The organism is Streptomyces sp. 2114.4 (genome assembly GCF_900187385.1).
Taxonomy (GTDB): domain Bacteria; phylum Actinomycetota; class Actinomycetes; order Streptomycetales; family Streptomycetaceae; genus Streptomyces; species Streptomyces mooreae.
On record NZ_FYEY01000001.1, the window covers coordinates 7309243 to 7335760 of the forward strand.

Below are 26518 nucleotides of genomic sequence, written 5' to 3' on the forward strand. Positions count from 1 at the left end.
GCGCGAGGCCATCAGCGCGAGAGGAACTGCTGGCACTGATAGGGCCCGGCGCGCCCGTCCCGGCCGATGAGGGTCACCTGGACCTGGTCCGGGCGGGTGCCGTGGATCAGGACCTCGGCACGGGCGAAGGTGCAGACCAGCTGCCCGGTGCTCTGGTCCTGGGGGAAGTCGGCGCTGTAGTGCCGGGCATCGATGGTGACATTGCCGCGGTGAGAGGTGACACTCTGCCGCTTTTCGAGGCTGACGAGGTTGGTCAGCCCGTCGGCCCGCTCTTCCGCGGTCGGCCCGGCGAGCAGCAGCTTGTAGGCGACGTTGAAATCATCGACCTTGATGCCGGGCCGGGGCACCCCGCGCAGCCCGGTACCGGAGGCGAAGTACACCCGCATGCCCGTCGGGATCCCGGAGGGCGCGGTGCCGCCGTCCGTGACACCCGTGGGACGGATGCCGCAGCCCGCGGCGACGAGGACGAGCACAGAGCAGACGAGGGTGGTGCGGGGGCGCGTCATGAGGCGGATTCCGTACGGAGCGGGATGCGGAGGGTGAAGACGGCGCCGACGCCCGGCTCGGGGGGCGCGAGTTCGATGGTGCCGCCGTGCAACCGGGCGTTCTCCAGGGCGATGGCCATGCCCAGGCCGCTGCCCTCCGAGCGGCTGCGGGCGCTGTCGGCCTTGTAGAAGCGGTCGAAGACATGGCGGGCGGCCTCGGGGGCCAGCCCCGGGCCGTGGTCGGCGACCGAGACGGTGAGCCGGTCGTCCGCCGCCCGTACGGTGACGGCCACCGGCGGTGCGCCGTGCCGGAGGGCATTGCCGACGAGGTTGGCGACGATGACATCGAGGCGGCGGCGGTCGAGCCGGGCCCGTATGCCCGGCGGGAGATCGGCCTCGACCCGGTCGGCCCAGCCGCGGGCCGCGAGGGTGGCGCGCACCGCCTCGGCCAGGTCCACTTCGTGCACCGTGAGCGCCACGGCGCGGGCGTCGAAGCGGGATATCTCGATGAGGTCGTCGACGAGCCGGGCCAGCTTGGCGGTTTCGGCGCTGACCGTACGGGCCGCCTGTGCGGTGTCGGGGGTGAGCTGGTCGGCGTCCTCCTCCAGGACGCTGGAGACCATGGTCATGGCGGCGAGCGGGGTGCGCAGCTCATGAGAGACATCGGCGACGAAACGGCGGGCCAGGGCCTCCTGTTCGCGCAGCTCGCCGACGGTGTGCTCCAGCGCGCCGGCCGTTTCGTTGAAGGTGTGGGCGAGCTCGGCCAGTTCGTCGCGGCCCTTCTCCTCGACCCGGATGCTGAGCTCCCCGGTGGCCAGTCTGCGGGTGGCCCGTGCCAGCCTGCGTACCGGGCGCAGCACCGTACGGGCCGCGAGCAGCGCCAGCAGGGCGGCCAGCAGCACCACGGGCACCAGACCGCCCTGCACACTGCGCACCAGTTCGGCGGTGTCGCGTTCCTCTTCCGCCAGGGAGACGACCGCGAATACCTCGACCCCGGACGGCTGTCCGGAGCCGGCGTGCGAGGCCGGGGAATCCAGGCCGACCGGGGCGCCGAGCACCAGCCACGGCTTGCCCCCGTACTCCACCCGCTGTTGCGAGACCCGGGTGTGGGCCCGCACGGCCGCGCGCAGCTCGGGAGTGATCCGCGTGCGGTCGGCGGACGCGTCGGAGGAGGCGGTGTACTCGCGGTACCGGGCGAGGACCAGCGAGCCGTGCAGGCCGGAGGAGACCTCGGTGGCGAACCGGGTCAGGGAGCGCAGGTCCGGCGGGACATCGAGCTCCGTCGCCAGCTGTCCGACGCGGCTGTGGAAGTCATCGACGGCGGCGCTCTGGGCCCGCTTGAGGACCGCGTCGCGCGATTCCCGGTACGCCAGTGCCGTGGCGGTGACGGCGCTGATCAGGGCGACCACGACGACGGTGATGATCAGCCGGCCGCGCAGCCCGTCGAGGCGCGGGAGCCGCGAAAGGGCCCGCCCCGCGGTCCTCGCGTCCGTCTTCGGAGCGGACTGCGCCGTGCTCCGCGTCGCAGCTGTCCTCATCGCGCTCACAGCGGCCCGAAACGATAGCCGAAGCCGCGCACCGTCTGGATGTAGCGAGGCTTGGCGGGGAGGTCTTCCAGCTTGGCGCGCAGCCGCCCGACCGCCGCGTCCACCAGCCGGGAGTCACCCAGGAAGTCGTGCTCCCAGACGAGTTCGAGCAACTGCTCCCGGCTGAAGACCCGGCGGGGGGCGGCCGACAGCTCCAGCAGCAGCCGCAGCTCGGTGGGCGGGAGGGGCACGGGGGCGCCGTGCTTGGTGACGGTCAGGCCGGCCCGGTCGATGACGAGCCCGGCGAAGTCCTCGCTGTCCGTACGGGTGAGGGGACCGGCCCGTCGCACTGCCGCCCGGATGCGGGCCTCCAGCACCCGGGCGGTGACGGGCTTGACCACATAGTCGTCGGCACCCGCCTCCAGCCCGCTGACCACGTCCAGATCGTCGCCGCGGGAGGTGAGCATGATGATCGGCAGTTGCCCCCGGCCGCGGATGCGGCGGCAGACCTCGAAGCCGTCGATACCGGGCAGCATCAGGTCGACCACCGCGATCTCGATGCCGCCGCCGCGCGGGCGCGCGAGCAGTTCCAGGCCTGCCTCGCCGGTGGCGACGCCCTCGACCTCATGGCCGTGCCGGCGCAGCACCAGCTCCATTCCGTCCCGTACGGAGGTGTCGTCCTCGATCAGCAGCACATGGGGCATGCCGACGATTATGGGCGAGGGTTTGTGCAGCTCAGGGGTTATCCACAGGGCGCAACCGCGGGGCCGCGACATTGTTACGTTCTCATCATGCGGCCATGGAAAGGCCACCAACTACGGCCCCGACATTGGGCCGCATGACGCAGAAGACAGGTTCCCGATCCCGCTCCCGTGCCGCGCGCCTCGCGCTGCTGATCGCCGTACCCGCCCTGGCGCTGACCACTGCCTGTGGTGGCACCGAGTCGTCCGACGAAGGCGTTGCCTCCGTCAGCGACGCGCCCGCCGCTGGCCGGTCCCAGGACGGCGGCGCCGCCAAGGACGGTGCCTCCAAGGGCGGTGCGTCCCAGGGCAAGAGCGCCTTCTACGACGCACAGATGAAGTACGTCCAGTGCCTGCGCAAGAACGTCTCCAAAGATTTCCCCGCCCCCAAGCTGAGCGGCTATCTCGACTGGACGAAGATCGAGGAGCTGGAGACCTCGATGGGCAGCGAGAGCCTTGTCAAGGGCACCCGGGGCCGGGTGTGCACGCCCGAGATGCGAAAGGCCATGAGCCTGGAGCCGCCCCGCGACACCCAGAAGGAATACGAGTCGATGCTCGCGCACGCCAAATGCATGCGCGCCCACGGCGTATCGAAGTTCACCAACCCGCAGCTGCAGAGCGGCAACGTCATGCCCGGCGGTGACCCGAACCCCACCTCGCCCGAGGTCAAGACCGATTCCGCCACCTACAAGGAGGCCCGTCAGGCCTGCAAGGACAAGCTCCTCGACGGACTGGACGGCATGCAGTGAGCTCCGCACCCAAGCGCCGCCGGGCGCTCGTCGCCCTGGCGACGGCGGTCACTGCCACCACGGTGACCGCCGGTGTCATGCTCCTCACCAACCCCGGACAGGACGCCTCGGCCGACGGCCGGAAGCCGAAGGGCCCGCCCACCACCACCGAGATCACCCGCACCGACCTCGTCCAGAGCAAGACCGTCGACGGACAACTGGACTACGCGCAGCGCCGGACGGTGAAGTCCCCCGTGCAGGGCACGATCACCAAGGCCGCCCAACCGGGGAAGACCGTGGCGCTCGGGCAGCGCTTGTACGAGCGCGACGCCCGGCCGGTGGTCCTTCTCTACGGCTCGACGCCGATGTTCCGCGCGATGAAGGCCGGCACCCGCGGCCCGGACGTCCTCCAGCTGGAGCGCAACCTCCGCGATCTGGGCTTCGGTTCCGGGCTGTATGTGGACGTCCGCTATGACGAGGCGACCAAGGCCGCCGTCAAGGCGTGGCAGAAGTCCCTCGATGTGACCGCCAACGGCGAGATCGGCCAGGGGGACGTCGTCTTCCAGCGCGGTCCCGTGCGGGTGGTGACCGCGGACGCCGCCCTCGCCGACACCATCGGCCCGGACAAGGCGGTCCTGACGGTCGCCTCCACCAAGCCCGTCGTACGGGCCTCGCTCGACCAGGCCGACGGGGCACTGGCCGCGGCCGGCACCAAGGTGGAGATCACCATGCCCGGGGGAGGCACCCGGCACGGCAAGGTCAGCGGTGTGGTGGCCCCCGAGGAGTCCGGTTCCGCCAAGGACGGGTCGGCCGGCTCCGGTGACGCGAGCCAGGACATCGACGTGGAGATCACGCTCGACGACGAGACCAAGCTCCAGGAGAAGGACCGGCAGGGCACCCTCAGCGTGAAGTTCGTCAGTGAGAGCCGCAAGGACGTGCTGACGGTTCCGGTCGAGGCGGTCGTCGCGCTGCGCGAGGGCGGCTACGGGCTGGAGCTGGTCCAGGGCGCCAAGACCCGCATGGTGGCGGTCGAGACCGGTCTGACGGCCGACGGCCGGATCGAGGTCAGTGGTCCCGGCCTGGCCGAAGGCGTGAAGGTAGGGGCGGCCGAGCAATGACCCCAGCCGTGATCGAACTGCGGGCGGCCACCAAGTCGTACCCGGGCGGGGTGCACGCCCTGCGGGGTGTGGACCTCCGGGTGGAGCGCGGCGAACTGACCGCCATCGTCGGCCCGTCGGGCTCCGGCAAATCCACCCTGCTCAACCTGCTCGGCACCCTCGACCGGGCCACCTCGGGCGAGGTCCGGGTGGCCGGGTACGACGTGAGCGGGCTGTCCGACGCCCAACTCTCCGCACTGCGCGCCCGGCACATCGGCTTCGTCTTCCAGCACTTCCATCTCGCGCCGGGCCGCAGCGCCCAGGACAATGTCGCGGACGGCTTGCTGTACGGCGGAACGGGCCTGCGGGAGCGGCGCGCCCGCGCCCGTACGGCGCTGGAAGAGGTGGGGCTCGGACACCGCACCGGCCACCTCGCCCACCAGCTGTCGGGCGGCGAGAAGCAGCGCGTGGCGATCGCCCGCGCACTGGTCGGCGGCCCCGATCTGCTGCTCGCCGACGAGCCGACCGGCGCGCTGGACACCGCCTCCGGTGAGCTGGTCATGAACCTCATCCGTGAGCTCCACGCGTCCGGGACGACCGTCTGCGTCATCACCCACGACAACGACATCGCCGACTCGCTGCCCCGCCGTATCCGCTTCCGCGACGGCGAGATCGTCGACGACTCCGGTACCGCACCCGCCGCGTCCGCCGCGTCCGCCGCGTCCGGCTCCTCCGCCGCGTCCGCCGCTCCCGGCTCGCCCGTCGAGCGCACCGAGGAGGCGACCCGATGAGCGGCCCCGCACTCCGGGCGGCCCGGCTCTCCCCGGCCGATGTGCTGCGGGTCGGCGCCGAGGGCCTGCGCAGTCGTCGCACCCGCGTCGTGCTGTCCGCCCTCGGCATCGCGATCGGCATCGCCACGATGGTCGCGGTCATCGGCCTGTCGACCTCCAGCCGCGCCGACATCATGGGCCGGATGGACCGGCTCGGCACCAACCTGCTCACCGCCGAGGCGGGCAAGGACGCCATGGGACGCGCTGCCAAACTCCCCAAGAACGCCGTGGCGATGGTCGAGCGGATCGGCCCCGTCCAACACGCCACCGCCATCGGCGCGGTCGATGCCCGGGTGCGGCGCAGCGATGCCGTGCCGGAGGAGATGGCGGCGGGCATCACGGTCCAGGCCGCCCGCACCGACCTGCTGGGCGCACTCAACGCCCGTACCGGTCAGGGAAGCTGGCTGAACCGCGCCAGTGAACGCCTGCCCACCGTCGTGCTGGGCTCGGTGGCCGCCGGCCGCCTCGGCATCACCGAGCCCGGCGCCAAGATCCTGCTGAACGACCGCTGGTACGTCGTCACCGGCATCCTCGCGCCCATCGAGCTGGTGCCGACCCTGGACCGTACCGCCCTGGTCGGCTACCCCTCCGCCGAGCGTTACTTGGGCTTCGACGGCCACCCGACCATGCTCTTCGAGCGCTCCACGGACGCCTCCGTGGAGGCGGTCCAGGGCGTCTTGGCCCGTACGGTCAACCCGGGTGACGAGGCCTCGGTGAAGGTCTCCCGCCCCTCCGACGCCCTCGCGGCCAAGGCCGCCACCGACGAGGGGATGACCAGTCTGATGCTGGGCCTGGGTGCGGTGGCGCTGCTCGTCGGCGGGGTGGGCGTGGCCAACACCATGGTGATCTCGGTGCTGGAGCGCCGCCAGGAGATCGGGCTGCGCCGCGCCCTCGGCGCGACAAAAGGTTCGATCCGGATCCAATTCCTCACCGAATCACTGCTGTTGTCAGCCCTCGGCGGGCTGGCGGGCGCCGCGCTGGGCGCCGCCGCCACGGCCGTCTTCGCGCACGCCCAGGGCTGGACCGTCGTCGTACCGCCGTGGTCGCTGGCCGGCGGCCTGGGCGCCACCCTGGTGATCGGCGTCATCGCGGGCCTCTATCCGGCGGTACGGGCCTCCCGACTGCATCCGACGGTGGCGCTCGCGGCGTCCTGACCGGCGGCGGAGTTCCGCTCGGCGGAGCTGCCGGTCCGCCTCGGACGATCGGCGGCTGTGCCGGTCGTCCGGGGCGGTGAGGCAAGAACGCCCCCCGGTCCCCATGTCCGGCTTCCTGGGCCGCCGTCCCGTATTTCGCATCTCACGGCGCTCGGCGGAAGTTAGCGGCTCACCGCACGGGGCGCGACCGATTTCCCCGCCCACGAAGAGGTGCGGCACCAGCCGCATCGCCGCACTCCTGCAAGCCGTTCTCGCTCTCCACGTGACCCGTTCACGCCGAAGCCGGAAAAGGCTCACTGCCCGACACCTTGTGGCCTGCGTCACTGGCTGGTTAAGCTCCAGCACGCTTCTGGCACATTTCCTCCGCAAGTTGACCTATTGGTGTGGCAATCTTCACGATCTGCCCACAAACGTGAGGTGGCTTCGCATGGAACGGCGAGCAGCGACCCCGCGCGCGGACGACTCACCGCACGGCTTACCGGCGGCGCTCTTCCGCGGTGCGCCGGGAAACCGTCCGGCAGCAGTCCGTCCGGCAGCAGTCCGTCCGGGAGACGGCCCGGCGCGGACGGGGTCCGACCGCGAGGCACGCGCCGACCGCACCGCCCGCGTCACCCGCACCGCCACGAGACCGGCCGCGGGCCGTCCCTGATGACGCACTCCGCTCCGGCGCCGGCGCCCGCCGTCCCCCTGCCGCACGCCCGCCGCGACGTCCGGCTGTTCTGGTGGGCGGGCACCTGCGACGCCCTCGGCAGCCAGGTGTCCGGGTTCGTTCTGCCGTTGCTGCTGTTGCGGCTGGGGCGTTCGCCTGCCGAAGTCGGCGCCCTCGCCGCACTCTTCGCGGTCGCCACGCTGGTCCTCGGCCCGTTCGCCGCCGTGCCCGCCGACCGCGGGGCCCGTAAGCGGGTGATGGTGGGCGCCGCGCTGGTGTCCGCCGCGGCGATGGCCGGGGTCACCGCGGCGGTCGCCGCGGGCCGGGTCCCGTTGGCCGTTCTCCTGGCCGCCGTACTCGTCGAACGGTGCGCGACCGCCTGCTACGAGGCGGCGTCGCTGGGCACCGTGGCGCTGGTGTGTCCCCCGGAGGAGTACCGGCAGGTGCTGTCCCGATTACAGGCGGGGGAGCGGGGAGCCCTCGTCGTCGGGCCCGCCCTGGGCGGACTGCTCTTCGCCGCCGGCGCCTGGCTGCCGTTCCTCGTGGACGCCCTGTCGTACGTCGTCGCGGCGGGCGGCATCCGCGCCATGCGCTCCGGTCTGTCCCCGCGGCCGGAGCAGCGGTCGCCGGGCGGTACGTCGCGCCGGACCCGGCGGGCGCTGCTCGCCGAGGCCGGGGCAGGGGTGGGGCTGCTGCGCCGGGAGCCCGTCCTGCGGCTGGCGCTCGTCTGGATCTCGGCCGTCAACGCCCTGCTCGTCGCGCTGTATTACACGACGGTCTTCGCCCTCCAGGACCACGGCCGGGGGGCGGCTCCGCTGGGCCTGGTCCTCGCGCTGTCCGGGGCGGCCGGCCTTGCCGGTGCGCTGGCCGCACCGCGACTGGCCGCCCGGCACGCGCCGGCGACGCTGCTGGTGGCGGTGTCCTGGCTGATGGTGCCGCCCGCCGCGGCCCTGGCGGTGGCCCGCGAGGTCTGGCAGTTCGGACTGCTCCTCGGACTCCTCTGTTTCCTGACGCCACCGGCCACCGTGGCGCTGCAGGCCCGGATCCTCCGGATCACCCCGCCCGGACTGCAGGCCCGCACCGGCACCGTGCTGGCCACCGCGTCGGGCGCGGCGGCGGCCCTGGCCCCGGCCCTCGCCGGGCTGTCGGCCGGCCGCGCCGGGGCCGGAGCGACCCTCCTGGGCTGTGCGGTGCTGCTGACCGTGCTCGCGCTGTACGCGACCCGCGGTGCATCGAGCCTTCCCCGCGGGACGAAGGAGGAGACCGTATGACCGCGACCGCGGCAGGTACCGCCGCACCGCCGCCCGGCACCGGTTTCCGGGTCTACCGGCCGGCGCTCCCCGAGGTCTGCCCGCGCGACCCGGCACGGATGGCCCTGGCCGCGGACGCCGACGGCCGCTGCGAGATCTTCACCTGGAACGCCGCCACCGGCACCGCACGCCAGGTCACCGACAGCCCGGACGGCACGGTGCACTGCGCCCTCGACGCGGACGCCCGGGTGTGGTGGTTCACCGAGGACCGCGGCGGCCAGGGGCTCTGGTACTTCCAGGACTTCGAGGGCGGACCGCGGCACCCCGGTCTGACCGGCCTGCGCCCGGGGCTCCCGTGCGGTCTCGCCCTCAGCGACGCCGGCACCGTGGCCCTCGGCCTCGGGGACGGCCGCTCGATGACCGTCCACCTCGGCACACCGGGCGGCCCGGCCCGGCCGGTGCGCACCGTCGACGGCCCTGCGCTGCTGACCGGCATCTCGCCGTCGGGCGGGCTGCTGGCGCTGTCGGGGGCGGCCGGAGCCGACCGGGCGGTCACCCTCGTGACCTGTTCCGGAGCGGTCCTCGACCAGCTCTCCGGACGGCGCGGACGGCTGTGGGCGCTCGGCTTCGCGCCGACCCCCGCCACCACCGAACTCCTGCTGGTCCAGGAGGGCAACGACGGCTACCACCTGGCCAGTTGGCGGCCCGGCGCCGGTCTGCGGCCGCACAGCTGGTGCCGCTTCGACACCGAGGTCACCGCACGCTGGTACCCCGAAGGACGACGGGTCCTCATCCGCCACGACCGCCACGGCCGCTCTGCCCTCACCACCGCCGACCTGGAGCGGCGCACCCTGACCCCGGTGCCCACCCCGCCCGGCACCCTGCTCGACGCCGTCCCGCACCCGGGCGATGACGTGCACTACCTCTGGACCGATACGGCCACCCCGCCGCGGATGGGGTCCACCGCCGGAACCCGGCTGCCCGCGCTCCCCGCCCTGCCAGCCCCCGCACCCGGCCGGCACCGTGACCTGTGGACCCCCGGCCCGGACGGCCCCGTGCACACCCTGCTCGGCGAACCGGAACCGACCCGCGGCGCTCGGCCCCCGCTGGTGTTCCTGATACACGGCGGGCCCGCCGACCACGACCGCGACGCCTACGACCCGCAGGTGCACTCGCTGATCGCCTCCGGGTTCGCCGTCGCGCGGGTCAACTACCGCGGCTCCACCGGCTACGGGCCCGCCTGGCGCGCCGCGTACGGCGAGGGGGTGGGGCTCACCCAGGTCGCCGACCTCGTCGCGGTCCGGGCCGACCTGCTCCGCCGCGGCCTGGCCCGCGAGGACGCGATCGGCCTGTGGGGCACTTCCTGGGGCGGCTACCTGACCCTGCTCGCGCTCGGCACCCGGCCGGACCTCTGGCAGGCGGGCGTCGCCGTCAAACCGGTCGCCGACTGCGCCGCGGCCCACCGCACCGGCACCCCCGCACTGCGTGCCCTGGACGAGCGGCTGTTCGGCGGCACCCCCGACGCCGTGCCAGGACGCTACGCGCGCAGCTCGCCCGTCCACTACGCGGCGGAGGTCCGCGCCCCGCTGCTGGTGATCGCCGCCACCCGCGACGCCAAATGCCCGCCCGGCCAGGTCCGGAGCTACCTGGCCGCCCTGCACCGGGCCGGTGTCGCACACGAGTCCCGCTGGCTGGACACCGGCCACGACGGTTACACCGGCACGCACCATGTGGCCGCCCTGCAGCACGCCATGGGCTTCCTCGGCCGGCACCTGCGCCGCACCCCGCGGCCCACCGAACCCCCCGTCCCACGGCGGACGGGGTCTCCGGGAGCACCGGCCCGTCCGGCGCCCCGGGAAGTGTGAGAACCGTTCCCGCCATCCGGCAGAACAGGAGACACAGCCATGCAGAAGGACATCATCCACAACGACCCGCTCGCGGGTGACGAGGAGAACCGCAAGCCGAGCATCGGCATCACGGTGACCGTCCCGTTCCGCAACGCCGAGGAGACCGAGGAGGACTGACCCTCCCCGGCCGGCCCGGTGCACCACCAGCCGGGCCGGCCGGACCGCCGCACGTCCCCGGCCGGCCGCCGGCCGCCTCCCTCCCGCCCCGCCGCCTACGAGGAGCCGACATGCGCGTCCTGCTGGTCAACATGCCCTGGTCACCGATCGACCTCCCGTCCCTCGCACTCGGAATCCTCCGGCGCAGCGTCGACGAACGCACCTCCGGTCACGCCGATGTCCTGCACGCCAACCTGGAGTTCACCGACTGGATCACCCGGCGAACCGAGTTCACCGCGGACGACTACCAGTTCTATGCGCTCTCCTCCTACTTCATGGGATGCGGCGACTGGGTGTTCTCCTCCGCGCTCTACGACGATCCCGAGTGGCGGGTGCCGGAGTTCCGCGCCTCGATGCGCGGCAAGCTGCGGGAGGAGCGGCTGCGGATGTCCCAGGAACTGCACCGTGTGGTGCCGGAGTTCGTCCAGGAGACCGCCGAGCGGATCGTCGCGGCCGGCCCCGACGTCGTCGGCTTCACCTCCACCTTCCAGCAGAACACCGCCGCGCTCGCCGCCGCCAAGTACGTCAAACGGCTCGCCCCGCACATCAAGACCGTCATGGGCGGCGCCAACTGCGACGCCGAACAGGGCGCGGCCGGCCACCGCAACTTTCCCTTCCTGGACTACGTGGTCCGCGGCGAGGGCGAAGCCGTCTTCCCCCAGCTGCTCACCGCCCTCGACGAGGGCGGCGACCTGTCCGCCGTCCCCGGGCTGTGCCACCGCAGCCCCGACGGCAGCAGCACCGCCAACCCGATGGCCACCAGCCCGCTGCCGCCCGCCACCATCCTCCCGCCCGACTACAGCGGCTACTTCGAGCGGCTGGCATCCTCCGTGGCCCGCAACTGGGTGGAACCCAAACTCGTCGTCGAGGGCGCCCGCGGCTGCTGGTGGGGGGAGAAGCACCACTGCACCTTCTGCGGCCTCAACGGCTCCTTCATGCAGTTCCGCAGCAAGAGCCCGGAGACCTTCTACGAAGAGATCATGGACCTGGCGCGGCGCCACCGCGTACTGGACATGTACGTGGTCGACAACATCCTCGACATGGGCTACCTCAACACCGTCCTGCCCCGCATCATCGACAGCGGCTACGACCTGCGCCTGCACATCGAGATCAAGGCGAACATGCGCCGGGCCCAGCTGCGCACCCTCGCCGACGCCGGGATGATCTACGTCCAGCCGGGCATCGAAAGCCTCAACAGCCGGGTCCTCGACCTGATGGACAAGGGCGTGAGCGGCTGCCAGAACGTCCGCATGCTCCGCGACGGAGCCGAGACCGGGCTCTCCGTCTGCTGGAACTACCTCCACGGCTTCCCCGGTGAGACCGCCGCCGACTACGAGCCGGTCATCGCCCAACTGCCCGCCCTGGAACACCTCGACCCCCCGGTCGACCTCTCCGCGCGCATCGCCATCGAACGCTTCAGCCCGTACTTCAACCGGCCCGAACTCGGCTTCACCGGTCTGCGGCCCGAGAAGCACTACCGCTTCACCTACGACCTGCCCGAGTCCGAACTGTACGAGCTGGCCTACGTCTTCGAGGCCCCCGAACGCGGCATCGGGGAACCCACCGTCACCGCCCTCAACGACGCCCTGTCCGCCTGGCGCAAACACCACGCGGACAGCAGGCTCACCCACACCGACCTCGGTGACCGCATCGTGCTGGTCAGCCGCAGACGCGCCTTCGACTGGGGGGCCATGGAGCTCACCGATCCCACGGAGATCGCGGCCTTCAAACTGCTGGACCAGCCGCACGCCCCCGCCGCACTGACCCGCAAGCTCGCCGCGCGGCTGCCCGGACAGCGGCTCGACGCGGCCGCCGTGCACACCCTCCTCCAGCGCTGGGTGACGCTCGGGCTGGTCTTCACCGACGGCGGACAGTACGTCCACCTGGCGCCGGCCGCCGTCAACGAGGACCTGCTGCGGCTCGACTTCATGCGCCACCGCCACGCCGCGCCCGCCCACCACGAGACACCGCAGACACCCCGGGACGTCGTCCACGCCTAGGGGGTCAACATCCCGTCGCCGTCCGGCCCACGAGGAGACATCCATGACCTGCACCACCACCCCCGCCCCCCGGGCACTGACGCTCGCCGCCTGGCGGGACTACGACGAGGACGCCTGCACCCTGCCCGGCATGAGCCTGGGCGAACTCGACCTGGCCGGACCGCCGGAGAAGCACGCCGCCCGGCTGTGGGAGCTGGGGGTACGGCGGGTGCGGCTCGCCGAGGAGATCGACCTGACCGCGCTCGACGACCCCGGTGCAGCCCCCGACGCCGCCGCGCACGCGGTCCGGCAGCTGTGCCTGGTCCGTGATCTGACGGCACGCGCCGTACTCGTCCAGTGGCAGCTGCGCCTGCCGGCCGAGCCCGCCGACGGCTGGCGCGAGCTCTGCCACCTCCAGCCGCCCCGGACCCTCAGCGGCCCCGCCGACGAGGCGGCCGCGCTCTCCCGGTGGCGCGACGAGCACTACCTCTGCAAGTGCGTGTGGCGCCAGGGTCCCGGCTTCGTCCAGATCCGCGACCGCCGATGGGGCCACCTGCGCCGCTTCACCACGGACGAGCCCGGGTACCGGGAGGCGATCGGCCAACTGTCCTACGGCGCACCGCTGTCGGCCGTACCCGAGGCGATCGCCGCCGACTTCCTGGAGGAGCGCCTGGTCTCCCGCACGGGACCGCTGCTGTGGTGGCTGCCGTACCGGGTGAACCGGTGGCTCCAGGAGGCGATGGCGATCTGAGGACTCCGGCGGGTCCGCCGCCCCCGGACCGGAGCGGGCGAGCACTGTCGGCCACTGTCGGCGCAAGCGGGCGGGCACTGTGGCGCAGACGACAACCGAAAACGGATGACGGCTCCGTTCTCGCGTGTTGTGGCACAGCGGAGCGTCCACCCGCGGCGCTCCGCGACCGCCTTCTCGTTCCAGGAGCCCACACGTGCATTCCAGCGATTCCGCCGCCCGCGCGGCCCAGGTGCTCTCCCGCCCCTTCACCCTGGGCGGCCTCACCGTGCCGAACCGGATAGCCATGGCGCCGATGACCCGCGAGTTCTCGCCGGGGGGTGTGCCGGGTGCCGATGTCGCCGACTACTACGCGCGCCGGGCCGCCGGCGGGACCGGGCTGATCATCACCGAGGGCACCTACGTCGATCACCCGGCCGCCGGGACCAGCGGGGCCGTGCCGCGCTTCCACGGCGAGGACGCCCTCGCCGGCTGGGAGCGGGTGGTCCGGGCGGTGCATGCGGCGGGCGGGACGATCATGCCGCAGCTGTGGCACGTCGGCATGGCCCGCGCGGCGGGCGCGCCGCCGTTCCCGGACGCCCCGCCCTCCGGCCCGTCCGGCCTCGCCCTCGACGGCACCCCGTCCGGTCACGCCATGAACCAGCAGGACCTCGACGACGTCATCGCGGCGTTCGCCGACGCGGCCGCAGCGGCCGAACGCCTCGGCTTCGACGGCGTCGAGCTGCACGGTGCGCACGGCTACCTGATCGACCAGTTCCTGTGGTCGGCCACCAACCACCGCACCGACGCGTACGGCGGCAGCCTACGTGCCCGTACGCGCTTCGCGGCCGAGATCGTGGCGGCCTGCCGGGCGGCGGTGTCGCCGGACTTCCCGGTCCTCTTCCGGATGTCGCAGTGGAAGATGGGCAACTACCAGGCACGTCTCGCCGAGACACCGGACGAGCTCCAGGCGGTCGTCGGGCCGCTCAGTGACGCGGGGGTCAGCGCCTTCCACTGCTCGACGCGCCGCTACTGGCTGCCGGAGTACGAGGACTCGGACCTCAACCTCGCCGGATGGGTCAAGAAGCTCTCCGGCAGGCCGACGGTCAGCGTCGGCTCCGTCGGTCTCGACAACGAGTTCATCGGGACCTTCCGGGCCGAGCAGGCAGGCGTCACCGGTATCGACCGGCTGCTGGACCGGATGGAGCGCGACGAGTTCGACCTCGTGGCCGTTGGACGGGCCCTGCTCGGTGACCCGGAGTGGGCGGCCAAGATCTTCGAGGGCCGCACCGGCGAACTCCAGCCGTTCCAGGCCTCGATGCTGCGGACGCTGAGCTGACGCGGGGCGGTGCGGGGGCGGCACCCGCCTGGCACTACCGGTGACCATTGGGTCGCAGCAGGTGTCCCGCGACGGTGGGTGATCCGCCGCCCGCGGGGGGTGGTCGTGCGGTGCCTCGCACGTGGGATGCGGGCGTGGCAAGGTGGTGGGTGAGGTGGCCTCCCTCGCCCACCCCTCGATTCCGATGTGGAGGCTCGCATGGACGACAAGGAGTTCTTCCAGCTGGTGGCCGTTCGGGCGGGACTCTCGCGGCAGGAAGCGGCCGATCTCACCCGTGCGACTCTGGAGACGCTGGGCGTTCGGCTCAGCAACGGCGAAGTCCGCGATCTGGCCCTCGAACTTCCCGAGTCCCTGCGTGGCTCGCTCCAGCGGGGGAGCGGTGAGACGGAGACCTTCGGGCCGGACGAGTCGATCCGCAGGGTGCGTGAGCGCACCGGCCTGACCCGGCCGGAAGCCAGCCGCGGCCTGCGCGCGGTGCTCGGCACGCTGCACGAGGCCATTTCGGAGAAGGAGTTCGACCACGCCATGTCGCAACTCGGCAAGAAGTACGTGCAGTTGGTGGAGTCCGGCTGACGGAAAGGCAGGCGGACCGGCCGCCGGACGGGCTGACGCTCCATCGGGCGGACTGATTGACGGACCGGCCGGCCATCGGATCCTTCGTCCGCTCGATGACGCTCCTGCCCTACACGCTCTACGACGGGCAGGCCCGCATCGGCCCGGCACCCCTGCGCTTCCCCCTGGCGGCCGGCCTGGCTCCCTTCCTGGGCAGCGTCCGCTTTCCCCGCCGCGAGGACGGCAGCGGCCACCTGGCGCCACGCCGGCGCGGGGAGCCGGCCGAACGCCCCGAGGACACGCCGCCGGGCGGAGCGCACCGCGTTCGGCTGGGCGGGCCGCGGCCGCTTCCGTGCCGTCCTCGGGCATCCGGGCCGCCCCGCGCCGCCCACCCCTTCATGTGACTGATGGGCTGCAGCGGCGAGCCTCTTTGGCGTGTTCCGAGGTGTCTGTACCGTCAGCTCGGCAGGGGGGCGACCGCGGGCGATGAGGAGTGCGGACCGTGACAGCCGTTCAGCAGACGGAATCCCTGCAACCGGTCAAGCGGCGGCGGAATGCCGGACGCGTGGTGGTGGACTGGCTGACGACCACCGACCACAAGACGATCGGCACGCTTTATCTGGGCACGTCGTTCGGGTTCTTCATGGTCGGCGGAGTTCTGGCGCTCGCCATCCGGGCGGAGCTCGCCCGCCCGGGGCTGCAGATCCTCTCGAACGAGCAGTTCAACCAGGCCTTCACGATGCACGGCACCGTCATGCTGCTGATGTTCGCGACTCCGCTCTTCGCCGGGTTCGCTAACTGGATCATGCCGCTGCAGATCGGCGCGCCCGATGTGGCCTTCCCGCGGCTCAATATGTTCGCCTACTGGCTCTACCTGTTCGGCTCCCTGATCGCCGTGAGCGGCTTCATCACACCGGCCGGGGCCGCCGATTTCGGCTGGACCGCCTACACCCCGCTGTCCGGCCCGCTCCACACCCCGGGAATCGGCGGCGACCTGTGGGTGATGGGCCTGGCCTTCTCCGGTTTCGGCACCATCCTGGGGTCGGTCAACTTCATCACGACGATCATCTGTATGCGCGCGCCGGGCATGACGATGTTCCGGATGCCGATCTTCACCTGGAACATCCTGCTGACGGCCGTGCTGGTGCTGCTCGCCTTTCCCGTGCTGGCCGCCGCGCTGCTGGTGCTGGAGGCGGACCGGAAATTCGGTGCGCACGTCTTCGACGCCGCGAACGGGGGCTCCTTGTTGTGGCAGCACCTTTTCTGGTTCTTCGGCCACCCCGAGGTGTACATCATCGCGCTGCCGTTCTTCGGCATCGTCACCGAGATCTTCCCCGTCTTCAGCCGTAAGCCCATCTTCGGCTACATCGGACTGATCGCGGCGACGATCAGCATCGCGGGGCTGTCGGTCACGGTCTGGGCGCACCACATGTTCGTGACCGGCGCGGTACTTCTGCCGTTCTTCTCCTTCATGTCCTTCCTCATCGCGGTCCCGACCGGGGTGAAGTTCTTCAACTGGGTCGGCACGATGTGGCACGGCTCGCTGTCCTTCGAGACCCCCATGCTCTGGTCGATCGGGTTCCTGGTGACTTTTCTCTTCGGCGGCCTGACCGGCGTGCTGCTGGCCTCACCGCCGATGGACTTCCATGTCTCCGACTCGTACTTCGTCGTGGCCCACTTCCACTACACCGTGTTCGGCACCGTGGTCTTCGCGATGTTCGCCGGGTTCTACTTCTGGTGGCCCAAGTTCACCGGCAGAATGCTCGACGAACGGCTCGGCAAAATCCACTTCTGGACCCTGTTCATCGGTTTCCATCTCACCTTTCTCATCCAGCACTGGCTGGGTGTCGAAGGCATGCCGCGCCGTTACGCGGACTATCTGGCGTCCGATGGCTTCACCACGCTGAACACGCTCTCCAGCATCGGCGCGTTCCTGCTGGGCCTCTCGGTACTGCCGTTCCTCTACAACGTCTGGAAAACGGCCAAGTACGCGCCGAAGCAAGCGGCCGACGACCCGTGGGGCTTCGGCCGCTCCCTGGAGTGGGCCACCTCGTGCCCGCCGCCGCGCCACAACTTCACCACGCTGCCCCGGGTCCGCTCCGAGTCCCCGGCCTTCGACCTGCACCACCCCGACGTCGCCGCCCTGGAAGACGCCAGGAAGGGCGCGCGGCGCGACGTGGCCGCACCGGATGTGCCGGGCCGCACCGACCGCCCTTCGGGAGACGAGCCGCGCTGAGCGGAGTACGCCATGACCGACCGCAGCACGCCGGACAGCCGCACGCCGGACAGCCGTACCGTCCGGGCCGGTATCGCCGACATCGAGGGATACCTGCTGTGGCAGGCGGAGACCGACCGCGCCCGTGCCGACGCCGAAGCCTTCGTCGACGCCCTCGACTGGCCGACCACGGCCCAACGGCAGGAGCTGGTGCGCCTCTTGGCCCTCCGGCAGCTCGATCTCTCGCAGCGGGCCGTCACCCGTATCGCCGGCCGGGCGCTCCAGCTCCGCCGGGAGTACCAGCAGCGCTATGACTGCCTCAAACGCCGTGTCCTGGCGGCCGCGCTGGCTGTGCTGGCGGCTCTGGTGCTGCTGAATGTCCTGGTGCTGGCGGCCTGCTGAGCGGCGCCGGCCGTGTGAGGTACCGGGGGCCCGCCGAAGGCCCGCAGCGGACAAAATTCCTTGCCGGACCGGCAAAGGGCGGGGTGGTGCCGGGGTGGTGCAGGGGGCCGGTGCCTGCCCCGCGGCCGTCCCGCTCCGCTTCGGGAGGCAGCGTCACCCGTACGGCCATAGCGTGAAGAGAGGGTCCGAAGACTTCCCCTCGATGGAGCGAAGAGGTGAGGCGCGATGACCGAATCCGCAGAGCGCGGGGCGCGGAACACCGGGAACCTGGGGCGGACGACCATCGCCGACGGTGTGGTCGCCAAAATCGCCTATCTGGCAGCCGCTGAATCGATCGGGGTTCATGCCCTCGGCAGCGGATTTTCGAGATCGGTGGGAGCCCTGCGCAAACGCGTACCCGGCGGAGGCACGACCACCGTGCACGGCGTCAAGGTCGAAGTCGGCGAGAAACAGGCCGCGGTCGACCTGGACATCGTCGTCGATTACGGCGAGGTCATCCCCGAGGTGGGCAGAGCCGTGCGCCAGAACGTGATTTCCGCGGTCGAGGGGATGACCGGTCTCCAGGTCGTGGAAGTCAACATCGCGGTGAGTGATGTGTGGCTCCCCGAAGAGGAGGAAGAGGAAAGGGTGCAGTAGCTCTCCCCTCGAAAGCCCCCTCTGAGAAGACTCAACTCCCTACGTCCTGGCGGACTCGCCTCCCGGCAGGCGCGGCAGTTCGGGGGCTTCCGTGTCCAACGGTACCGACCAGGAGTTCAGCAGACCCAGCTGAACGCCGGTGCGCGGCAGCACGGCATCCAGGAACCAGTCGGCGGCCACCCGGACCCGGTTCCCCGGCATCGCCATCAGGTGATAGCCGCGGGTGACGGCCGCGGCGAGCGGGCCGGAGATCGGAAGGTGCAGGGGGTTCGCCGCGGCCTGCGAACCGCCCAGGTCGACCATGAACCCCAGGTCATGGTGCTGATACGCACGCGGTGAACCCCGGCCGCAGGACGCCGCGACATTGTGCGCCGCGACCTTTCCCTGCCGCTGGGCGTGCTGGGCGGTCATCGGCGTCACCTCGCCGGGGCGCGTCAGGTCCGGCACGGCCGCCGCGTCACCGCAGGCGAACACCTCCGGCCGGCCGGGCACGCCCAGGAACTTGTCCACGCACAGGCGCCCCTTGTCGGTGGGCAGCCCCAACGAGTCGACCAGCGGATCGGGCCGTACGCCCACACACCAGATCAGGGACCGGCTGTGGATGAACTCGCCGTCGTCGAGCAGCACCCCGTCGGCGGTGGCCTCCTTGACGGAGGTGCGGGTGCGGACATCGACGCCACGGGAGCGCAGAACCTGGTCGGCGGTGTGCGACAGCCGTTCGTCGAGTCCGGGCAGCAGTCGGTCGGCGACGTCCAGCAGCAGCCAGCGGGGGCGCGGACCGTCCTTGAGTCCGGCGTTCTGCCGGGCCAGGTCGGCGCTGAACAGCACTCCGTGGGCGGCGACTTCGGTGCCGGTGTATCCGGCACCCACCACCACGAAGGTGGTCCTGGCGGACCGCTCGGCCGGGTCCTCGGACGCACCGGCCAGTTCGATCTGGCGGGTGACGTGGTCGCGCAGGTACAGCGCTTCGGGCATACCGCGGAAGCCGTGGGCATGCTCGGCGACGCCGGGGACGGGCAGCAGCTTGTTGACGCTGCCGACCGTCAGCACCAGCCGGTCGTAGGACAGCGCGCCCTTCCCGCCCTCGGGGTCGGTGTAGCGCACCTGGCGGGCATCGAGGTCCACGTCGTGGGCCTGCCCGAGGACGAGCCGGGTGTCCGGCAGGTTCCCGGTGAGCGATACCGCGATCCGGCGGGGTTCGAGAATTCCGGCCGCCACTTCCGGCAGCAGCGGAACGTACAGAAAGTAGTCATGGGGGTTGAGGAGCACGATCTCGGCGGCTCCCCTGGCCAGCCGGGAGAGCGTACGGGCGCATGCGAACCCGGCGAAGCCGGCTCCGACGATCACGATCCGAGGACGACGTCGGTTCACGTGGACTCCTGCGGTCGAGGGGTGCTCCAGCGCCGGGCCGGGCGCGGCGGTCGCGGTCCGGTGTGACGGACGGCCCGCGCAGGCACACCGAGGGGTGTGGTGCCCTGTCGGCTAACCGGTGAGCGGCCGGATACACATGGTGGTGTCGTGGCGCTCCGCCGTTCGGCCGGAAAGCAACCCCGCGGCCCGCCGGACAGACCTCCCCGCGGGCCACCGGAAGGGAAGGCCTGCGGGCACCGGAAAGGAATCCCCGCGGGCAATCAGCCGCTCTCCCGCTCCCCGTCCCCCGCATTGTCCCGCGCGATATGCACCGCCGCCTCCTCCGCCGACGCGGCACCGCCGTCGATCCCGACGTCCCGGGCGGCGATGTCATTGCTGCCCCCGCGCCAGAATCCCTCGTCGGAGCCCACGAGCCGGCCGGCCCGCTCCTCGCCGCATTCGAGGTCCGTGGGTTCCCCCACCCCGCCCGGCAGATCGCCGATGCCGTCGCCGTCGGGCGCGCGGACGTCCGGAACCTCCACGGCCAGCCGGTGATCGAGCGTCTCGCGGTCGTGCAGCTCCCGCGCGGTGGTCCCCTCGTGGTTCACCACGAAGGGCCGCTCCGGGGGCGAATAGCCCGTGTCCAGCGTCTCGTCGAGATCCGGCTCGTCCAGGGCGTCCTCCATGTCGAGGTCGTTGGGGTTGTCCTGGGGGTCGGACCTGGGCGGCTGATAGACCTCGTCGCCCATTGCGTCGTCGGACATAACCGCCCTCCTTCTCCGCCTTCGCCGGGCCGGCCGCGGGGGTGCGGCAGGTGCCTGTACAACCGATTGTCCGCCTCCTGGCGTCCGGCGGCAGCGCCAGGAGGCACGCTTTCGCCCGCCTCAGGCGCGTCGGTGTTCCGTCGCGATGCCGACGGCCTCGGCGATGCTCTGCACATTGCCGAACCGCTCGTGTGCGGGCAGCCGCTCGGCCATCGCGACCAGCCGGTCCGGAGCGTTGTTCCGCCGCAGGGTCTCGATGATCGCGTACTTGTCGGCCGGATACAGGCTCCGCCCGAGGTGCTGGGCGAGTTCGGAACGCAGCCCGACATCCCGCTCGCTCATCCCGCTCGGCGTGCCGCCCCTGAAGTCGCTCTCGGGGGACCAGGCCGCCACCGGCTGGTCCTCTCCCGCCGGCTGGAGTTCGTGCTCCTCATCGGTCCGCAGGGAGCGCTCCGCCGTCAATTGCCCCCGCAGTTGCTTCTTCATCACGTCATCCCGGGCGGGGCCGGTCTTGTCCGTGCCGTGTTCCATGACCATGGGTGCCTCCGGCTCTACGAGTCGTACAGACCCGACGCGTTACTCCCAGTTTCCCTGGTCCCCCGGCCGTAACAACCCGACGGCGCCCGTCACCACCCGGCGGTGGCCTTTTCGCCCGCGCACACGGAAATCATCCGGGCATGCGCGCAACGTGACGGCAGATGCATATGCCCGCCATGCATATGGCTTTCGGGAACGGGAATTCGTAAGGCACCCAGCCCATAACGGCATACCGATGACACCGGCCGCACACCGAGGACAGCCCACCACCACGGGAGAATCCGCGGAATCCGAGGAAGCCAAGGAGGCAGCGCCATGCGACTCTCGCTCCTGAAACCGGTCATCAACCGGCCCGGCCCCTGGGCATCCGTCTATGCCAATGTCCCGCTCAGTACCGAGGACGCCGCAAAGCAGCAAGAGTTGACGGCGAGCGCCACCACGGCGCAGCTGTTCGCGCTCGGCGCGGACGAGGCCACCTGCGGTGCCGTGCACGAGGCCCTGCTCATGCCGCAGGAGGGCAGTCGTGGGCCGCACGCCGGACGGGTGCTGTTCGCCGCCCACGGTGAGATCGTGCTCGACACCCCGCTCCCCGGGCCACCGGCCACCCCCTTCGCGGCCTGGGGCCCGGTCCCCAGGGTCACTCCGTTGCTGGCGGCCATCGGCGACGACCCGGTCTGTCTCGTGGTCCGTCTCGACCGGGCCGGGGCGGACTTCGCCCTCGTCGGCGAACGGGGCACCGGGAGCACCGGCCGGCACAGCCGCACCGCCTCGCCCCTGCCCCGCACCGCCGCGGGCGACCCGTCCGAACGCCACTTCCGGACCAAGCCGGAGAACACTTGGGAACACAACGCCGGGGAGATCGCCGACGCGGTGCGCCAGGCCTTCGAGAAGAGCGGCGCCGAGGCCGTCGTCCTGGTCGGCGAGGCGCGCGAACGCCACCTGGTGCACGAGAAGCTGCCCGAGCCGCTGCGTGCCCTCACCTGCGAGAGTTCCCACGGCGGTCGCGCGCCCGGTGCCGAGAGCGCCCTGGTGGACCGGGACATCGCCCAGGTCAGAGCGGTACAGGAGCGCGAACACATCGCGCGGGTGGCGGACCGCTTCCGCACCGGCGCCGGGCCCGGGAACGAGAGCGCTCCGCATGCCGCGGCCGGTATCCCCGCCCTGATCGAGGCGGCGCGGGAACACCGGATCGACACCCTGCTGGTCAGCCCGCACGGTTCGGACATCGCCCGGCAGGTCTGGGTGGGCTCCGACGCCGACCAACTCGCCGTACGCGGAACGGAGTTGTCGTACCTGGGAGAGGAACATCCCGCGGTCGCCCGGGCGGACGACGCCCTGGTGCGGTCGGCGGCCGCGACCGGGGCCGACGTCGTGGTGGTCCGGGACGCCGACCGGGCACCGACCGGCGGGCTCGGAGCCATCCTGCGGGGGACGGTGGACGCGGGGCCGGAGTGAGCCGCGGGACGCCGTACCCGGGACCCCCGCTCCCTCACCGCCCGCCGACCGGAGTCCGGTCGGCGGGCGGTGAGGGAGCGGGGGCAGGCGTGAGCCTCAGTCCTGGGCTTCGGCGGCAACCGGCTTCGGGATCAGGAAGGACGTCCCCATGGCCGCGGCGAGGATGACCACGCCCGCGATCATGCCCGCGGTGTAGCCGCCGGGGGACGACGGGTCCGCCGGGGTGGCGGCGGTCTTGACCGCGTAGAGGAGCGCGAAGCTGAGCCCCGCGCCGAGGTTGAACGCGCCCGCGTTGAGGCCCGGCAGGAAGCCCGGGTTCTCGGCGGGGGAGAGGACGATGCCCAGCCCGTTGAGGACGATGTTCGCCACGCCCGCGTAGGCGATGCCCACCAGGATGGACGTCACCAGCAGCAGGACCTGCGAATGGCTGTGCATGGTGAGCAGCATCAGCACGACCGTCGCCAACGATCCGACCAGCCCGCACCGCAGGATGCGGCCGTAGCCGAAGGTGGCGGCGAGGCGGCCGGCCAGCGGACCCATGGCCAGCCCGGCGAGCGCGTACGGCGACAGGGTCCACCACGCGGAGGCCTCGGCGCTCATCCCGAGCCCGGCCCGGGCGTCCTGGGCGAAGGCCGGGATCAGCCCGTTCATGACGGCGAACACACCGGTCATGGTGAGCACGGTGGTCAGCAGGGTCGCCCAGGTCGCGCGCTGCTTGAGGTGCCGGGTGGCGACCAGCGGGTGCCCGCTGCGGTTCTCGGTCCGCCAGAACAGCGCGAAGGCGGCCGCGGACAGAACGAGGAGGACGGCGATCAGCGGCCAGTCGGCGGCGGCCAGCTTGCCCGCCTCGTTGAGCGCGATCAGCAGCGAGCCCACGGAGATGACGAGCAGCGCCACGCCGGGCCAGTCCATCCGGGTCGCCGCCGGCGCCTTCGACTCGGGCGTCAGGGTCGCGACCAGCACGGTGGCCAGGGCCGCAACGGCCGCCATCGCCCAGAAGACCGACCCGAAACCGTGCCGGTCGGCGAGGTAGCCGCCCGCGAGGGAGTCGACACCGGCGATACCGCCGTTGACGGCGGTGATCACGCCGAGCAGGGTGCCGTACCGCTTCGGCTCCTTCACCTCGACCCGCAGCATGATCAGGCACAACGGGACGACCGGACCGCAGACACCCTGGATGACACGCCCGGCGAACAGCATCGGCACGCTGGTCGCCAGCGCGGCGACGGCACATCCGACGACCATCAGGGCGAGCATGCCGGCCAGCACCCGGCGGCGGCCGATGACATCGCCCAGCCGCGGGAGGAACAGGGAGAACAGCGCCGCCGAGGTGAAGAAGGCGGTCTGGGTGAGGCCGATCTCGGCGGACGTGGCGCCGAGGGAGTCCTCGATGTTCTTCAGCGCGGGGCTGAGCATGCTGGCGTTGAGCTGGAAGGCGAAGCACGCCGCGAGCAGCGCCGTGACCAGGACACCTATCCGGACGCCGGAGCCGTCGCCGTCCGTCGCCTCGACGGGGCGCGCAGTGGTGGAAACGTTCATGCCTCGACGTCGCCGATCCGCTCGAGCGCGTCCACGACGAGGTTCCAGAACCGCTCGTGGTCGAGCGTGACCGCGACCTGGGTGGTGCAGTCCTCCGGGGCGGGCGCACGGAAGTCCGTCACGGTCATCCCGACCGTCAGCGCCCCGCGCAGCTCGATGTCCACCGGCGCCTTGCGTACGGTCATGACGTCCGGGTCGATCACATACGCCACCGCGCACGGGTCGTGCACCGGCGGGTGATCGAAGCCCTGGTTCTCGCGGTAGGCCTCGCGGAAGAAGTCCAGCAGCTCCAGGACGAAGCGGGCGGGCGCCGTGCCGACGGCGGCGATCTTCTCCTCGACGGCCGGGGTGGCCAGCGCCTGATGCGTCAGATCGAGGCCGACCATGGTCACCGGCCAGCGCTCGTTGAAGACGATGTGCGCGGCCTCGGGGTCGATGATGATGTTGAACTCGGCGACCGCGCTCCAGTTGCCCTCGTGGTAGCCGCCGCCCATCAGGACGACCTCGCGGACCCGCTCGGCGATCCGCGGCTCCTTGCGCACGGCCAGGGCGATGTTCGTCAGGCCCGCGGTCGGGACGATGGTGATCTCACCGGGCTCATGGGACATCACCGTGTCGATGATCAGGTCCACCGCATGCCGGCGGTCCAGCTCGAAGGCCGGCTCGGGCAGGTCCGGGCCGTCGAGACCGGTCTCGCCGTGGATGTCCGGCGCCGTCTCGATGGCCCGCACCAGCGGACGCGGGCAGCCGGCGGCAAAGGGCACGCCTGTGATCCCGGCGATGCGCGCCACGGACAGGGCGTTGCGGGTCACCTTCTCCAGCGTCTGGTTCCCGACCACGGTCGTCACGGCGACCAGCTCGACGTCGGGATTGCCATGTGCCAGGAGCATGGCGATCGCATCGTCATGCCCCGGGTCGCAGTCGAGGATGATCTTTCTGGCCAACGGAGGAGCCCCTTTGCTCTGCTGCTCGGAAAAACGGTGATGAAGGTGTGGTGTGCGGGCCGGTATGGGCTGTGGCGCACAGCGCGCCCGGCGGTCACCCATGGTGAGCCCGGGCGTGGAGTCAGCCGGCGAGCGAGCAGCATGGAAAACGTTCTCCGGAAACTTGACCCATGGGCCCGCGGGTTGTCAATGGTTCAATCTCTGGCCATCCGGACGTTATCGGGACGAAGAGCGGGGACAACGGCCGGGGGTCCGCCTGTGACGGGACAACGTTTGCCGGGCGGACAAGGGGGCGTATGCTCCCTCCGGTTCGGGCGGGCCGAACGGAGGGAGCCGGGAGACGGTGGCCGAAGTCACGTTGAGGGATGTCGCGCTGGCGTCGGGCTGCTCCATCGCCACGGTCTCCCGCGTCCTGGCCGGCACCCGCCCGGTCGGCGCCGAGACCGCCCGCACCGTACGCGCGGCGGCCGAGCGCCTGGGCTACCGGCCCAACCAGGTGGCCCGCGCCCTGCGCAGCCGTTCCACCGGCACCGTCGGACTCGTGCTGCCGCAGATCACCAACCCGTTCTTCCCCTCCCTCGTCCGGGAGCTGGAGCACGCCCTGCACGCCGAGGGGCGGGCCGTGCTCCTCGCCGACTGCGACGACGACCCGGTGACCGAGGCGGCCCGGATCAACGCCCTCCTGGGGCGGCAGGTCGACGCCTTGCTGCTGATACCCGTCGACGAGCGGCGCAGCCGGGAAGCGGTGGCCGCTGCGGCCGCCCGGGTGCCGCTGGTGCTGCTCGACCGCGGCTGCGGACCCGGTGTCGCCGACTCCGTCGCCGTCGACAACGCGGCCGGTATGGCGCTGGTGCTCGATCACCTGGCTGCCACCGGCCGCCGCCGCCCGTGCTTCGTCGGCGCGGCCGGGACCGCGTCGGCGGCGGTCGAACGGCGCGCGGCGTACGAGGCGGGCGCCGCGGCGCTGGACCCCGAGGCCCCCGGACGCCTCGCACTCGGCGACTTCTCGGTGGAGTGGGGGCGGGCTGCCGTCGACCGCCTCTGGCCGTCCCGCCCGGACGCCCTGATCTGCGCCAACGACCTCATCGCCGCCGGTGCGCTGCAACGGCTGCGGCAGCTGGGCGCGGAGGTACCGGGCGAGGTCGCCGTCACCGGCTTCGACGACATCCCGCTCGCGGGCCTCGCCGATCCGGCGCTGACCACCGTCCGCCAGCCGGTCGGCGAACTGGCCGCCGAAGCCGCCCGTCTGCTGAGCCGCGGTCCGGCCGGAGCGGAGCCGGGGCCGCGGCACACGGTCCGGCTGGCACCGCAGCTGGTCGTACGGGCCTCCAGCGCCTCCACCGGCGCGCCGGGCACGTCTGGCGCACCCGGCGCGCCCGGCAGGCCTTGCGTCGAAGCGTCAAGGGTTCCCGGGGGCTGACCGGTCGTCACGGCGGCAACTGCCGTCCTTGCCGAGGGCGACGATCAGAGAGACGGCGACGACGACGGCGGCAGCGGCAGCAATTGCTCTCGCGATGCGACGGCGGGGAAGCCATCGGCGGTGCCGACCGTAGCTGA

The 26518-nt window shown here is 71.9% G+C and carries 24 protein-coding genes; 16 read left to right on the forward strand and 8 right to left on the reverse strand.

All coding sequences use genetic code 11. The annotated features are described in order from the left end of the window. Positions 1 to 11: 11 nt before the first annotated feature. From CFW40_RS32220 to CFW40_RS32230, 3 genes are read right to left on the reverse strand one after another with little or no spacing between them, the layout of a single operon-like run. The gene (locus CFW40_RS32220) at positions 12 to 506 is read right to left on the reverse strand and encodes a hypothetical protein (RefSeq protein WP_088801268.1); all 495 of its coding nucleotides are present in this window, start codon (positions 504 to 506) and stop codon (positions 12 to 14) included. Continuing rightward, positions 503 to 2023 carry a HAMP domain-containing sensor histidine kinase gene (locus CFW40_RS32225; protein ID WP_088801269.1) on the reverse strand — a complete coding sequence of 507 codons (1521 nt, stop codon included), beginning with the start codon at positions 2021 to 2023 and terminating at the stop codon, positions 503 to 505. The genes CFW40_RS32220 and CFW40_RS32225 overlap by 4 nt, the downstream gene beginning before the upstream one ends. Before the next feature lie 5 nt (positions 2024 to 2028). Next, positions 2029 to 2715 (reverse strand): response regulator transcription factor, encoded by a 687-nt coding sequence (locus CFW40_RS32230; RefSeq protein ID WP_088801270.1) that lies wholly within the window; start codon positions 2713 to 2715, stop codon positions 2029 to 2031. Between the two features lie 134 nt (positions 2716 to 2849). On the opposite strand from CFW40_RS32230, the gene CFW40_RS32235 reads away from it, so the two are divergent. The 14 genes from CFW40_RS32235 to CFW40_RS32300 all read left to right on the forward strand — a co-directional run bounded on the left by CFW40_RS32235 (position 2850) and on the right by CFW40_RS32300 (position 18372). Further along, entirely contained in the window at positions 2850 to 3500 is a 651-nt protein-coding gene (locus CFW40_RS32235; RefSeq protein WP_088801271.1) for a hypothetical protein, read from the forward strand. Continuing rightward, the gene (locus CFW40_RS32240) at positions 3497 to 4597 is read left to right on the forward strand and encodes a peptidoglycan-binding protein (RefSeq protein ID WP_256331160.1); all 1101 of its coding nucleotides are present in this window, start codon (positions 3497 to 3499) and stop codon (positions 4595 to 4597) included. Before CFW40_RS32235 ends, CFW40_RS32240 begins: the two co-directional genes overlap by 4 nt. Continuing rightward, a complete protein-coding gene (locus CFW40_RS32245; protein ID WP_088801272.1) occupies positions 4594 to 5367 on the forward strand; it encodes an ABC transporter ATP-binding protein in 774 nt (257 codons plus the stop codon). Before CFW40_RS32240 ends, CFW40_RS32245 begins: the two co-directional genes overlap by 4 nt. Beyond that, positions 5364 to 6560, forward strand: coding sequence for an ABC transporter permease (locus CFW40_RS32250; RefSeq protein ID WP_088801273.1), 1197 nt, complete (start codon positions 5364 to 5366; stop codon positions 6558 to 6560). Before CFW40_RS32245 ends, CFW40_RS32250 begins: the two co-directional genes overlap by 4 nt. Before the next feature lie 648 nt (positions 6561 to 7208). Next, on the forward strand, positions 7209 to 8480 hold the full coding sequence (locus CFW40_RS32255; RefSeq protein WP_088801274.1) for an MFS transporter: 1272 nt from the start codon (positions 7209 to 7211) through the stop codon (positions 8478 to 8480). Continuing rightward, positions 8477 to 10324: an alpha/beta fold hydrolase gene (locus CFW40_RS32260; RefSeq protein ID WP_088801275.1), complete on the forward strand. Its 1848-nt coding sequence runs from the start codon at positions 8477 to 8479 to the stop codon at positions 10322 to 10324. Before CFW40_RS32255 ends, CFW40_RS32260 begins: the two co-directional genes overlap by 4 nt. Positions 10325 to 10593: 269 nt before the next feature. Next, a complete protein-coding gene (locus CFW40_RS32265; protein ID WP_088801276.1) occupies positions 10594 to 12522 on the forward strand; it encodes a RiPP maturation radical SAM C-methyltransferase in 1929 nt (642 codons plus the stop codon). A gap of 43 nt (positions 12523 to 12565) precedes the next feature. Continuing rightward, a complete protein-coding gene (locus tag CFW40_RS32270) occupies positions 12566 to 13252 on the forward strand; it encodes a DUF5825 family protein (RefSeq protein ID WP_088801277.1) in 687 nt (228 codons plus the stop codon). Positions 13253 to 13445: 193 nt separating this feature from the next. Beyond that, the gene (locus tag CFW40_RS32275; RefSeq protein ID WP_088801278.1) at positions 13446 to 14567 is read left to right on the forward strand and encodes an NADH:flavin oxidoreductase; all 1122 of its coding nucleotides are present in this window, start codon (positions 13446 to 13448) and stop codon (positions 14565 to 14567) included. Between the two features lie 198 nt (positions 14568 to 14765). Next, positions 14766 to 15140, forward strand: a complete 375-nt coding sequence (locus CFW40_RS32280; protein ID WP_088801279.1) for a DUF2267 domain-containing protein — start codon at positions 14766 to 14768, stop codon at positions 15138 to 15140. Positions 15141 to 15235: 95 nt separating this feature from the next. Next, complete coding sequence (locus tag CFW40_RS32285) at positions 15236 to 15523, forward strand: hypothetical protein (protein WP_143034516.1); 288 nt, start codon at positions 15236 to 15238, stop codon at positions 15521 to 15523. A 98-nt stretch (positions 15524 to 15621) separates the two neighbouring features. Next, a complete protein-coding gene (ctaD, locus tag CFW40_RS32290) occupies positions 15622 to 17355 on the forward strand; it encodes a cytochrome c oxidase subunit I (RefSeq protein ID WP_371127046.1) in 1734 nt (577 codons plus the stop codon). Positions 17356 to 17367: 12 nt separating this feature from the next. Further along, entirely contained in the window at positions 17368 to 17736 is a 369-nt protein-coding gene (locus CFW40_RS32295; RefSeq protein WP_088801282.1) for a hypothetical protein, read from the forward strand. Positions 17737 to 17961: 225 nt separating this feature from the next. Beyond that, positions 17962 to 18372: an Asp23/Gls24 family envelope stress response protein gene (locus CFW40_RS32300; protein WP_088801283.1), complete on the forward strand. Its 411-nt coding sequence runs from the start codon at positions 17962 to 17964 to the stop codon at positions 18370 to 18372. A gap of 39 nt (positions 18373 to 18411) precedes the next feature. Here CFW40_RS32300 and CFW40_RS32305 read toward each other — a convergent pair whose 3' ends face one another. The 3 genes from CFW40_RS32305 to CFW40_RS32315 form a co-directional block, all read right to left on the reverse strand. Further along, a complete protein-coding gene (locus CFW40_RS32305; RefSeq protein ID WP_371127045.1) occupies positions 18412 to 19743 on the reverse strand; it encodes an NAD(P)/FAD-dependent oxidoreductase in 1332 nt (443 codons plus the stop codon). A gap of 260 nt (positions 19744 to 20003) precedes the next feature. Further along, on the reverse strand, positions 20004 to 20486 hold the full coding sequence (locus CFW40_RS32310; RefSeq protein ID WP_088801285.1) for a DUF5709 domain-containing protein: 483 nt from the start codon (positions 20484 to 20486) through the stop codon (positions 20004 to 20006). Positions 20487 to 20606: 120 nt separating this feature from the next. Then, positions 20607 to 21023 (reverse strand): DUF2795 domain-containing protein, encoded by a 417-nt coding sequence (locus CFW40_RS32315; protein ID WP_088801286.1) that lies wholly within the window; start codon positions 21021 to 21023, stop codon positions 20607 to 20609. A gap of 315 nt (positions 21024 to 21338) precedes the next feature. Between CFW40_RS32315 and CFW40_RS32320 the strand changes: the two genes are divergently transcribed. Then, complete coding sequence (locus tag CFW40_RS32320) at positions 21339 to 22478, forward strand: Vms1/Ankzf1 family peptidyl-tRNA hydrolase (protein ID WP_088801287.1); 1140 nt, start codon at positions 21339 to 21341, stop codon at positions 22476 to 22478. A 96-nt stretch (positions 22479 to 22574) separates the two neighbouring features. Here the strand turns inward: CFW40_RS32320 and CFW40_RS32325 are convergent, their stop codons facing one another. Then, positions 22575 to 24017 (reverse strand): MFS transporter, encoded by a 1443-nt coding sequence (locus CFW40_RS32325; RefSeq protein WP_088801288.1) that lies wholly within the window; start codon positions 24015 to 24017, stop codon positions 22575 to 22577. Continuing rightward, entirely contained in the window at positions 24014 to 24961 is a 948-nt protein-coding gene (locus CFW40_RS32330) for a nucleoside hydrolase (RefSeq protein WP_088801289.1), read from the reverse strand. Before CFW40_RS32330 ends, CFW40_RS32325 begins: the two co-directional genes overlap by 4 nt. A gap of 343 nt (positions 24962 to 25304) precedes the next feature. On the opposite strand from CFW40_RS32330, the gene CFW40_RS32335 reads away from it, so the two are divergent. Further along, positions 25305 to 26381 (forward strand): LacI family DNA-binding transcriptional regulator, encoded by a 1077-nt coding sequence (locus CFW40_RS32335; RefSeq protein WP_256331158.1) that lies wholly within the window; start codon positions 25305 to 25307, stop codon positions 26379 to 26381. Positions 26382 to 26518 lie beyond the last annotated feature (137 nt).